Consider the following 11907-nt stretch of genomic DNA (forward strand, 5'->3'; position numbering starts at 1 on the left):
AGCCCAGTTTAAAAAAACTGTTTCACCTTGCTCAGGTTTTTTAATACCAAAGTACCAAACCCGCCCACGCCGTTGTTGCGCAGGGCGGTCATGTCTTCACGGCTTTTCTGCATAATTTTTTTCAGCGACTTGTTGCTCTCGCCGCCCACCCGCATTTTCACCAACACACGCGGAATATATGCCAGTTGAATTTGCCCCTTGTGCAGGTAGCGCAGCATGGCGTCGTAATCGGCCGCAATGCGCAGGCTGGTGTCATAGCCGCCCCATTGCTCAATTACCTCGCGCTTTAAAAACAGGGTAGGGTGCGGTGGCATCCACCCGCGCTTTAGTTTACTGGGGTGGTATTGGCCCGACTCCCAATGGCGAATTACTTTGTTGGTGTCGTCTTTCGATACATACTGTAAATCGCCATACACCCCGTGCACACCGGGCTGGCTCAATGCCTGTGCCACATCGCGCAGCACATGCGGGTCGGCCAAAAAGTCGTCTGAATGTACCAGCCCAATTACATCGCCAGTGGCCAGTTTCAAGCCCTTGTTTAGCGCGTCGTAAATGCCACCATCGCGCTCACTCACAAATACATCGTGCGCGCGCACGCGTTGCTGAATCAGTTCAACAGACCCATCGCTTGAAGCGCCATCCACCAACACATGTTCCGTGTTGGCATAGCACTGTGTTTGCACAGAATCGATTGAGCTGTTCAGTGTGCTGGCGCGGTTGTATACAGCGGTGATAATGGAAATTTTCATAAATAGATAGGTGTGTATTGTTTACACTATAGGCAATCATCAGTTTAATTATTTTGCACTGCGGCAAGTAGTGTTATTTCATTCTAAAGTTTTTATATGAACATTCTGGTTTGTGGTGGTGCGGGTTACATTGGCTCGCACATGGTCAAAATGCTTGGCAACAAAGGTTGTAATGTAATCACCTTCGATAACCTTTCAAGTGGCCATGCAGATGCAGTGCTGAGCGGCACTTTGGTACAGGGTTGCCTTTCAAATACCCAGGCACTTCGTGATCTATTCCAGCAGCACTAATTTGATGCGGTTATGCATTTCGCCTCGTATATACAGGTGGGCGAGTCGGTTCTAAAACCAGCCATCTATTACCAAAACAATGTGGCCAACACCCTTAACCTATTGCAGGTTATGGCTGAGTTCAAGGTGAAGCATTTTATTTTTTCGTCTACAGCCGCTACTTTTGGCGAGCCACAGTACACCCCGATCGACGAACAACACCCGCAGCAGCCCATTAACCCTTATGGCCGCAGCAAGTGGTTAATTGAGCAGGCATTGCCCGACTTTGATCAGGCTTACGGTATGAAGTCGGTGTGTTTGCGCTACTTCAATGCTGCAGGGGCTGACCCCGATGGCGAACTGGGTGAACGCCATGAACCAGAAACGCATTTGATTCCTTTGGTTCTACAAGCTGCTTCTGGGCGCCGCAAAAATATTTCCGTGTTTGGTACTGATTACGATACTCCCGATGGCACTTGCATTCGCGATTACATTCATGTGCAAGACCTTTGCGAGGCCCACTGGTTGGTACTGCAATACCTTCAACAAGGTGGTGTCAGCCAAAACTTCAACTTGGGGAATGGGCAGGGGTTCTCTGTTAAACAGGTTATTGATACCGCAAAAGCAATAACCGGGAAAAATATCGAAGTGGTATACGCTAATCGCAGGGCGGGCGACCCCGCGCGTTTGGTAGCAGACTCATCTGCTGCGCAGGCCACTTTGGGTTGGAAGCCCATGTTGGCGGATCTTTCTACTCTTGTTCAACACGCTTGGGCATGGGAAAGAAAGCAAGTGGCAACTAACCAATAATCAGTAATTTACTGATCCCCGCAAATGCGGGGGTATGCCCTTTTGTCCCTTCTCTTTGGTATGTGCAGTGCAGCAATGTCATAGACACGTAACGCTGTGCGCTTTATTATTCAGAATGTTCAATATTGAACACAGTCTTTCCCTTTTCCATTCAAATGCACATACCCGCTTGTTGATCGGCGCACAACATGGCGGTAGCGTGCCAGAAAGCTTAATCAAATACAGTGTCTGATCGACTAGAACAACAACGTGAAGAAGTACGCTTTCGCGTACTCCGCTTAATCGAAAGTAACCCTGAAATTTCGCAACGCGAGTTGGCCGATGAACTGGGCGTAAGTCTTGGGCAAATCAATTACCAATTGAAAGCGCTAAAAGAGCGGGGGTTAATCAAGGTAGGCAACTTCTTAAGAAGCGACAACAAGTTGGCCTATGTGTATTTACTCACGCCAAAAGGTGTGGCGGACAAACTGGCAATCACGAAACATTTTTTAGAGCGCAAACGAAATGAATTTTCGTTGCTGAAAGCTGAGCTTGAAGAACTTGAGCAGGAGACTCGGAGTCTTAAAGAGCCCAAAGTAAAGTAACTGAGAAATGAAACTTAAAAAAATTGATAATGGGTGTGGGAATGCCCCAGTGGAAATTGAAATTCTCTCGTCGATAGACTTCTACTTGACTATTAAATGCAAACTATGAATTTAGATGATAAGAAACTCGCCATCGTTGGGTTTGAATATGTCGGTCTACCCTTGGCTGTAGCGTTTGGCAGTCAACGACCTGTTATTGACTTTGATATTAATCAATCCCGCATCGATGAGCTGCGTTGCGGCCAAGATCACACTCTGGAGTGTGATCCCGCCGATTTGGCGAAGGCTGTGCATTTACTTACACGGCAGATGTGAATGAATTGCATTCTGCGCAAGTTTATATAGTTACAGTAGGCATTCGCAGGCCGATATTTCTAAAGCGAAAAAGCTATTGGGTTATGAACCAAAGTACAATTGTCGATGGTGTAACTGAAGCGATGCCGTGGTACCACGGCAGTATTGTTGATAAGTAACCCCACATCGAGAAATCCCGCATGATTTTGACTCTGGAGTCAAGTCGTTTAGCGCATCTGCCAATTACACTTTGTTGAATTCGCTTTGAAAATTTATCAAGATTTAAAATTACTCTGGCCGCATGTAAGTCCGCAAAGGCGTAAGCATCTGGTCGGGCTCCTGTTTTTGATGCTTATCGGAGCCTGTGCCGAGTTGATTTCGCTAGGAGCAATCGTTCCTTTCATCGCTGTATTAAGTAACCCCGAGAAAGCTCTGGAAATCGAGGGTATTCGATTACTTCTGGATCTAACCAACTCAGGCCAGGCGCAACTAGGAATCGTAGTCAGCATAGCCTTGGCCATGATTGTGGGGCTAGCAACTGTCGTACGTCTTGTGTTGCTATGGGCTACCAATAAGGTTGTTTTTGGCATTGGTTATGACATTGGGGTAGGGGTTTTCTCAAAAACCTTACATCGCCCCTATTCTTGGCACGTAAGCCGAAACAGCAGTGAAGTGCTGGGCGGGTTGACCAAAGCGCAGATTGTGGTCCAGGGTTATTTGCTCCCATTGTTAAACGCGATTGTTGCAGTGGTTTTGGCAACTGGAATGATAGCTATGCTCGTTTATGTTGATCCGTTCGTGGCTGTAACGGGTGCTGGAGCCTTTGGATTGTTGTATTTCGCTATGGCGCTTTCTATCCGTAAAAAAATAGCGATAAATGGAGAAAAAATCGCTGAGTCTAACAACAAAAGAATTCAGGAGATGCAAGAGGGGATCGGCGGTATTCGTGACGTAATCCTCGACTCCTCTCAGCAAATTTACATCAACAGATTTGCTTCTGTCGATGAAACAATGAGGCAAGCGCAGGCAAGCAACACATTTTTGGCCAACAGCCCTCGTTTGGCTATCGAAGGGTTGGGCTTAATGATCATCGCTGGGTTTGCCTTGATTGCGACTAAGGCCGGCGATCTAAACGAGCTACTACCAGTGCTCGGCGCCCTTGGGCTAGGCGCGCAAAAGCTAATGCCCTTAATTCAGCAAGTTTATATGGGGTGGAATTCGGCCACAGTAAATCGCCGCTCATTGTTTGATGTTTTAGATTTGCTAGGGCAGCCTGATTATTCAATCGAACCGAGTCCAGTCACCTTTAAGCAATCCCTGACCTTACTTAATATTACTTACCATTATCCAACCACCCCAGACAGGCCAGCGCTTGAGCAGATTGATTTGAACATTAAAAAGGGACAGGTTGTAGGAATTGTTGGGAAAACGGGTAGTGGAAAAAGTACCTTAGTTGATTTGCTTATGGGTCTAATCCCTGCTTCTGAAGGTGATTTTTTAGTTGATGAGAATAGGCTGGATTCCGAATCGAAATTACGAGGATGGAGTTCTTTGGTGGCACATGTTCCTCAATCAATATTTCTGGCGGACTGCTCTATTGCACAAAATATTGCATTGGGCGTTTGCGAGTCAGAAATCGATGAGTCAAAGTTAAGAAAAGCTGCCAAAGCAGCAGAAATTGATGGATATATTAATTCTTTGAGTGGTGGCTATAAAACTGAAGTGGGTGAGCGCGGTGTGCGCCTATCTGGAGGGCAACGCCAGAGAATTGGTATCGCCAGGGCCCTATACCGACACGCTGAGGTTTTGGTATTGGACGAGGCTACCAGTGCCTTGGATGATGCAACCGAAAAAAAGGTGATTGATAATATCCACTCTACCTATCCTCATTTAACGATCGTAATGGTGGCGCATCGGCTGACCACACTAAGGCAATGCGACTTCATCGTACAAATGGTTGATGGCGCAGTTTCCAAACTCCTCTCTTACAACGAGCTAACCGCAACAAATTAAATCAAAGTCAAAATTTATGAAGAATATTTTAGTTACTGGTGCAGATGGGTTTATAGGCTCTCACCTCGTTGAGTCGTTGGTCAAGCAAGGGTACAGGGTAAAGGCGCTTTCTCAATATAACTCTTTTAACTATTGGGGTTGGCTTGAAGATATCGAATGCCTCAATGATGTTGAGGTGTTGAATGGAGACGTAAGGGACCCTCATTACTGCAAACATATTACTAAAGATGTCGATACGGTCTTTCATTTGGCAGCTTTAATCGCGATTCCATACTCTTATGTGGCGCCAGATAGTTATGTCGATACAAATGTTAAAGGCACCCTGAATATTTGTCAGGCCTCACTGGAGAATGGTGTGCAACGGGTTATACACACCTCGACCAGCGAAGTTTATGGCACTGCTCAGTATGTACCTATAGACGAGAAACATCCTCTACAGCCCCAGTCTCCATACAGTGCGTCAAAGATTGGTGCCGATGCCATGGCGATGAGCTTTTTTAATGCCTTCAATTTGCCTGTCACTATTGCAAGGCCATTTAACACCTATGGACCAAGGCAGTCTGCAAGAGCAGTCATTCCGACAATCATCACTCAAATTGCGAACGGCAAAAAGGAAATTCAGTTAGGCGATGTTTCTCCAACCAGGGACTTTAATTACGTTCTTGATACGTGTAAGGGATTTATTGAACTGGCGCGTTGTGATCAGGCGGTTGGCGAAACAGTGAATGTGGGGTCCAACTATGAAATTTCTGTAGGTGATACTCTCGAACTGATCCGAGAGTTGATGGATAGCGACGTAAAGTTCATCACGGACGAGCAAAGAATACGCCCAGAAAAATCTGAAGTATTCAGACTATGGTGTGATAACACTAAAATCAGAGAAATGACAGGCTTTAAGCCAAGCTTTAATATTCGTCAGGGTCTACAGGCGACGATAGATTGGTTCTCTATTCCAGAGAATTTGCAAAAATACAAGTCAGACATCTATAACGTGTGAGTTGATTTTATGGATTCTCTGATTCGCTTTGTGCGTGAGCAGTATCGAACGAACGAGTTTATCCCATTGCATGCCCCCCAATTTTTCGGGCGCGAGCGTGAAATGGTTTTGGACACTATAGAGTCGACTTTCGTATCAAGCGTTGGTTCTTACGTTGACCGTTTTGAACGGGAAATTGCAGAACTTACAGGTTGCGAACGAGCAGTTGCCGTGGTGAACGGTACAGCAGGTATTCATGTCGCCTTGAAACTAGCAGGTGTCGCGGCCGGTGATTTGGTCGTGACTCAAGCATTGACATTTGTGGCCACCTGTAACGCCATTAATTATTGCAATGCGGAACCACTATTTATCGACGTTGATCGTCATACCCTTGGGCTCTCCCCCAAAAGTCTAGAGGCTTGGCTCTCAGAGCATGCATTACTTGATGACAACGGTGAATGTAGAACTAAATCTGAGCATCGCAGAGTTTCAGCATGCCTCCCAATGCATACTTTTGGACACCCTGTTGAGCTAGACCAGTTAATCAGTGTATGTAATCGCTGGAACCTGGCTCTAATTGAAGATGCAGCCGAGTCTTTGGGAAGCTATTACAAAGGAATCCATACTGGAACCTTCGGCAAGATTGGAGTGCTGAGTCTTAACGGTAATAAAATTATCACAACCGGTGGTGGTGGCATGTTGTTAACCAACGATGAATTGGGGCAGCGGGCCAAGCACCTCACAACAACTGCCAAGCTTCCACACCCGTACGAGTTTGTTCATGATGAGGTTGGTTACAACTATCGTATGCCAAATCTTAACGCTGCTCTCGGATGTGCCCAGTTAGCTCAATTACCAATTTTTCTCAAGTCGAAACGTCTACTTGCTAATAGATACATTGAATTTTTTGCAGATAGTGATTTCAGACCCGTAGTCGAACCCGAGCACTGTCAATCAAACTACTGGCTGAATGCCGTGATATGCCCAGATCGCTCCTCCAGAGATGAGTTGTTAAAAGCAACTAACGATGCAGGAGTTATGACTAGACCGTTGTGGGCCTTAATGTCTAGCTTGCAACCCTACAAAGAGGCGTTGAAGGGTTCACTCGATAACTCTAAATGGCTTGAAGATCGAGTTGTAAATCTGCCCAGTAGTGTTTTGCCGTCAGGAGAATAAGAGCTTGCGAGTAGCTTTCTTTACCAGCACACGGGCTGAGTATGGTTTATTAAAGCCCATCATGAAAGAGGCTAGCGCCCGTATATGCGTAGACGTTCAGCTTATTGTATCTGGCACACATCTTTCAAAAGCCCACGGTGACACATTGAGTGAAATTCTTGAAGATGGCTTTTCTGTCGATGCCTACGTTGATATGTCTCCTATTCTAGATGACGCTTTGAGCGTGTCTAGGTCGGGTGCAAAAGTTTTGTCTGGAGTTGCTGATGCTCTGGTTAAACTAAAGCCCGATGTGTTGCTGCTGCTGGGTGATCGCTATGAACTTCTGGCTGCAGCGCAGGCTGCTCTCCTTTGCGGCGTGCCAATTGCGCATATTCATGGCGGAGAAATTACTGAAGGTGCTATTGACGACGCTATCCGTCATTCAATAACAAAATTGGCACACTGGCATTTCGCAGCTGCTGAGTCTTATGCCGAAAGAATTCAGCAAATGGGAGAGTCCCCCGAGCGAGTATGGAATGTTGGTGCTCCGGCAATGGACAATATTTTTTCGCTAGATGCAGTGCCAAAATCAGAGATTGAAGATTATTTGGGTGTATCGTTGAAGTCGCCAAGCTTTCTTGTCACTTATCACCCCGTTACTGTGGATCGGAAAGGCGGTGTGGCTGCTATGAATGCCTTGATAGCTGCGCTTGATTCGACAAAGGGCACTGTGATAATAACCGGTGTTAATGCGGATCCGGGGGCTGGTGACATTCGAAATACTCTAAATAACTTTGCGGCACACAATTCGAATACAGTAAAGTTGGTTGAGTCCCTTGGCTCTCGCCGGTATCTAAGCTTAATGCGATATGTCGATGTTGTTTTAGGTAATTCCTCCAGTGGGTTACTTGAGGCGCCCGCAATAGGTGTTCCCACCGTTGATATTGGTGCACGACAGAGGGGGCGGCTAAGAGCGCCCTCTGTCATTCATTGCGAGGGCGAATATTCTGAGATCGTTGCGGCGATTGAGAAAGCTTTGTCTAAAGAACACAGAGCGGTGGCGTCAATGTGCCAATCTCCTTACGGTCAAGCAGGTGTGTCGCGCAAGATTGTCGATACTCTTACGTCAGTCGATCTGAAAAATACCTTCAAGCGATTTGTTGACCGCCCCATAATGCCCAAAAACTAGACTGCGATATCTCTTATTGGATTAATCAATGAATAAAGTCTATATAGTCGCTGAAGCAGGCGTAAATCATAATGGTCAATTGGCACTCGCTCGAGACTTGGTGAATGTTGCCGCAGACTCTGGTGCAGATGCGGTTAAGTTTCAAACTTTTGATGCAAAAAAGTTAGCTACCTCCGCAGCTCCCAAAGCTGCTTATCAAGTGAATACAACTGATGCTGAAGAGTCTCAACTAGAGATGCTGCAAATGTTAGAACTCCCGCACGAATGGCATTGGGAGCTTGCAGATCTCGCTCGTTCTCGCGGAATTGAGTTTCTTTCTACGGCCTTTGATTCAGATAGCTTGAGCTTTTTAGAAAAGCTGAATATGCCTTTTTACAAAGTTCCATCTGGCGAGCTGACTAATGGGCCATTACTTTGGAAGTTCGCTCGAACGCGTCGCCCTTTGGTAGTTTCTACTGGCATGGCGACTTTGTCAGAGGTTGAGGAAGCTCTCGCCATTATCAACCACGCTTTAAACGCGGATGAGGAGCCACAAAATATTCAGGAGGTGTGGAGAGGCTGGAGTAATTCAACTTGGAGAACCAAGCTTCTAGGTAGGGTTACTCTGCTTCACTGCACCTCTCAGTATCCAACGCCAATAGCTGAGTGCAACCTGCGGGCAATGGACGCTTTGGGTGTTTTCGGGTTACCTGTCGGTTATTCAGATCATACTGAGGGCACTCTTGTTCCAGTGGCCGCTGTGGCCCGAGGCGCAACATTTATAGAAAAACACTTCACTCTTGACCGTACTATGCCGGGGCCCGATCACAAAGCCTCTCTTGAGCCTGGTGAATTAGTCAATATGGTCAAGCAGATTCGTGATGTTGAAAGAGCCATGGGTGATTCAATGAAATGCCCACAGCAAAGCGAGTGGAACACTCGATTAGCTGCTCGACAATCCGTGGTGGCGGCCCGGCCCATAAAAGCAGGTCACCTGTTCTCTCGTGATGATCTTAAGACGGCGCGAAGTGGCGGGCAGGGAATTCCTCCAAATTCCCTCTGGGAGCTTGTCGGAGCTACCGCGATGAAGGATTGCGGTGTGGGTGAGCCGATATCTAGATGGCCAAAATAGTTCCTCCCTTTGTATTGCTTGGTGCAGGAGGGCATTCTCGTGTAATCCTGGCGTTGGCGCGCGCTGCCAACTACGAAGTATTGGGTGTTTGCGACCCAGTATTGGAAGAGCAAAAGGTATCTGACTGGGAAGGTCTTAAAGTGCTGGGTGGCGACAATGTCTTGACCGAGTTTGAGCCCGAAGAAGTTTCATTGATGTTAGGAGTGGGGCCGCTGCCTAGAAATAATCTGAGGGAAAGGCTCTTTGACCTTTGGTCTGGCCGTGGCTACAACTTTCCGGCACTTGTGCATCCCGCCTCTTGGGTTGCTCCTGATGTAATGCTTCATCGAGGAGTTCAGATAATGGCAGGAGCCATTATCCAACCAGGTACTCTAATTGGTGAGAACAGCACGATAAACACTCATGCTAGCGTCGATCACGATTGCACTTTGGGTAAACACGTGCATGTAGCTCCCGGGGCTACAATCTGCGGATCTGTTTGCGTGGGTGACAGCGCATTTATAGGAGCAGGTTCAACTGTGATCCAACAATTAGACATTGGCACCAAGGCTTTAGTTGGCGCCGGCACAACGGTAATAAGAAACTTGAAACCCGGGGAGCATCTCGTGGATAAGCTAAAGAGTTCTACCAAATGAAATGTTTGCTTAACCCTAGAAAACTATTTTCAAGAATACTTCGAGTACATGAATTTATGACGATAAAAATTGAGAGAGTCACGCGAAATGAGCTCAATTAGTATGACTTGGAAAAAGGCATTACTAAATGAGTCAGCGACTATCAAAGATGCTATCAAATGCCTAGATCAGGCTGCGATGAAGATCGCTTTGGTTGTTAATTCAGAGCTAAAGCTTACTGGTACGATTTCCGATGGAGACATTCGTAGAGGTTTGCTTCGTGGTCTCAACATGGACAGCCCGATCGGTTTGGTGTTGCATGGCAACCCCTTTGTTGTCAATCCTGAGATAAACAGAGAAACAGTCCTTCAATTGATGAAGGCAAATAAAATTCAGCAAATTCCTGTTGTCGATCACGAGGGGCATGTTTTAGGACTTCACCTTTGGGACGACGTATGTCTTCCAAAAGCCCGATCAAACACCATGATAATTATGGCTGGGGGCAAGGGAACTCGTTTACGTCCATATACGGAGAACTGTCCGAAACCTATGCTTCCCGTGGCAGGCCGCCCAATGCTTGAACATATCATTGAGAGAGCCGTTCATAACGGCTTTAATCATTTTATCTTGGCAGTTCATTACCTTGGCCATATGGTTGAAGAGTACTTTGGTGATGGTAAGAAGTTCAACGTATCAATTGAGTATTTGAGAGAACAAGCACCTCTTGGTACCGCTGGTGCGCTAAGCCTGTTAGAACAAAAGCCGACTGAACCAATCGTCGTTACTAACGGTGATGTGTTGACTGACCTTAATTATGCCGAGTTGCTAGATTTTCATTTGATGCACCAGGCTTCAGCTACTATGGCTGTGCGAACTCATGAGTGGCAGCACCCGTTTGGTGTCGTCCAAACTAAAGGTGTTGACATCACAGGGTTCGAAGAAAAGCCCATCTCGCGTACTCATATCAATGCGGGTGTTTATGTTCTTGATCCAATATCCCTGGACTCATTAGACAATGCTTGCCATTGTGACATGCCAACTTTATTCGAGAGACTTCAGTTAAAAGGACTTCGTACGGTAGCCTATCCAATGCATGAGCCCTGGCTTGATGTGGGTCGTCCAGCAGATTATGAGTCGGCACAGAGAAGCGCAGAGTAAACTATGAAAATATTAGCCTTAATTCCTGCGCGCGGTGGTTCTAAGAGACTACCGAATAAGAATCTGCTTCCACTGGGAGGAAAGCCTCTTATCACATGGAGTATAGAAACCGCCAAGGATATTCCCGAAATAGTGGATATCTTAGTTTCAACTGATTGTGAAAAGATTGCTTCAGTAGCTAAAACAGCTGGTGCTTGTGTGCCATGGCTGCGTCCATCACACTTGGCTACGGATACGGCGTCATCGATAGATGTATGCATGCATGGATTGGACTGGTATTTAGAGAATCGAGAAAAAGTTGATGGTTTGTTGTTATTGCAACCTACCTCGCCTTTTCGGACTCGAGAGACCATCAAAAAGGCAATGAAGATATTTTCGAAGTATCCAAATAGCGCAGTAGTATCATTTTCAGCGGCTGAGTCGCATCCGTATTGGTGTTTTCGGCCCACAGAAGGGAAGATGATACCGTTTTTAAGCGACGCGTTTTCTCTAGAAACTCGCTCTCAAGATTTGCCAGAGGCTTACGTAATTAATGGGTCACTTTACTTGAGCAGTCCAGATTATTTGAAGACTCACCTGAGTTTCTTTGGTGCAGATGTTAAGCCGATATTTATAGATAATCGGACTGAGTCCATTGATATAGACACACAATGGGACTTTTTTATTGCGACATCTGTCCTGTCCTCGAGGAACTAATGTTCCACCTTGGTGCGGAGGCACAACTTGAACCGATACTTGGCAGGTTTGAAACTCAATCGAGAAGATCCCAAGATTTACCCCCGGTCTATCAACTGAATGGATCTTTGTATATGATCAATTCGGCCTTGTTCAGACAGGAGCGACCTTTCTTTATAGAATTGACCACAGCACTAGTATTTGAACGCGATTTGGAATCGATTTATATCGCTGAAGCCTTTGATATTGCGCAGGTACAGAAAGCACAAACCGAAGCCCCAGTTACGCTGCGCTGTGGTCAGTCGAATC

The 11907-nt window shown here is 46.3% G+C and carries 11 protein-coding genes and 1 pseudogene; 11 read left to right on the top strand and 1 reads right to left on the bottom strand.

Annotation, left to right across the window (positions count from 1 at the left end):
* Positions 1–8 precede the first annotated feature (8 nt).
* On the bottom strand, positions 9–749 hold the full coding sequence (locus A0129_RS07495) for a glycosyltransferase family 2 protein (protein ID WP_291713820.1): 741 nt from the start codon (positions 747–749) through the stop codon (positions 9–11).
* 96 nt (positions 750–845) lie between these two features.
* On the opposite strand from A0129_RS07495, the pseudogene galE reads away from it, so the two are divergent.
* The 11 genes and pseudogenes from galE to A0129_RS07550 all read left to right on the top strand — a co-directional run bounded on the left by galE (position 846) and on the right by A0129_RS07550 (position 11619).
* Positions 846–1829: pseudogene (gene galE / locus A0129_RS07500) on the top strand (UDP-glucose 4-epimerase GalE).
* A 224-nt stretch (positions 1830–2053) separates the two neighbouring features.
* A complete protein-coding gene (locus A0129_RS07505) occupies positions 2054–2413 on the top strand; it encodes a MarR family EPS-associated transcriptional regulator (RefSeq protein ID WP_291713822.1) in 360 nt (119 codons plus the stop codon).
* Between the two features lie 96 nt (positions 2414–2509).
* The gene (locus tag A0129_RS07510; protein ID WP_291713824.1) at positions 2510–2728 is read left to right on the top strand and encodes a hypothetical protein; all 219 of its coding nucleotides are present in this window, start codon (positions 2510–2512) and stop codon (positions 2726–2728) included.
* A 243-nt stretch (positions 2729–2971) separates the two neighbouring features.
* Positions 2972–4720 carry an ABC transporter ATP-binding protein gene (locus A0129_RS07515; RefSeq protein ID WP_291713826.1) on the top strand — a complete coding sequence of 583 codons (1749 nt, stop codon included), beginning with the start codon at positions 2972–2974 and terminating at the stop codon, positions 4718–4720.
* A 16-nt stretch (positions 4721–4736) separates the two neighbouring features.
* Positions 4737–5717, top strand: a complete 981-nt coding sequence (locus A0129_RS07520) for an NAD-dependent 4,6-dehydratase LegB (RefSeq protein ID WP_291713828.1) — start codon at positions 4737–4739, stop codon at positions 5715–5717.
* Positions 5718–5726: 9 nt separating this feature from the next.
* Complete coding sequence (locus A0129_RS07525; protein ID WP_291713831.1) at positions 5727–6872, top strand: LegC family aminotransferase; 1146 nt, start codon at positions 5727–5729, stop codon at positions 6870–6872.
* 4 nt (positions 6873–6876) lie between these two features.
* Positions 6877–8040: a UDP-N-acetylglucosamine 2-epimerase gene (gene neuC, locus A0129_RS07530; RefSeq protein WP_291713832.1), complete on the top strand. Its 1164-nt coding sequence runs from the start codon at positions 6877–6879 to the stop codon at positions 8038–8040.
* Between the two features lie 28 nt (positions 8041–8068).
* Complete coding sequence (neuB, locus tag A0129_RS07535; protein ID WP_291713834.1) at positions 8069–9151, top strand: N-acetylneuraminate synthase; 1083 nt, start codon at positions 8069–8071, stop codon at positions 9149–9151.
* Positions 9139–9786 carry an acetyltransferase gene (locus A0129_RS07540; protein WP_291713836.1) on the top strand — a complete coding sequence of 216 codons (648 nt, stop codon included), beginning with the start codon at positions 9139–9141 and terminating at the stop codon, positions 9784–9786. Before neuB ends, A0129_RS07540 begins: the two co-directional genes overlap by 13 nt.
* A gap of 102 nt (positions 9787–9888) precedes the next feature.
* Positions 9889–10923, top strand: a complete 1035-nt coding sequence (locus A0129_RS07545; protein WP_291713837.1) for a nucleotidyltransferase family protein — start codon at positions 9889–9891, stop codon at positions 10921–10923.
* Positions 10924–10926: 3 nt separating this feature from the next.
* Positions 10927–11619, top strand: coding sequence for an NTP transferase domain-containing protein (locus A0129_RS07550; RefSeq protein WP_291713839.1), 693 nt, complete (start codon positions 10927–10929; stop codon positions 11617–11619).
* Positions 11620–11907 lie beyond the last annotated feature (288 nt).

Origin of the sequence: Limnobacter sp. CACIAM 66H1 (assembly GCF_001601825.1) — a bacterium.
Lineage (GTDB): Bacteria > Pseudomonadota > Gammaproteobacteria > Burkholderiales > Burkholderiaceae_B > Limnobacter.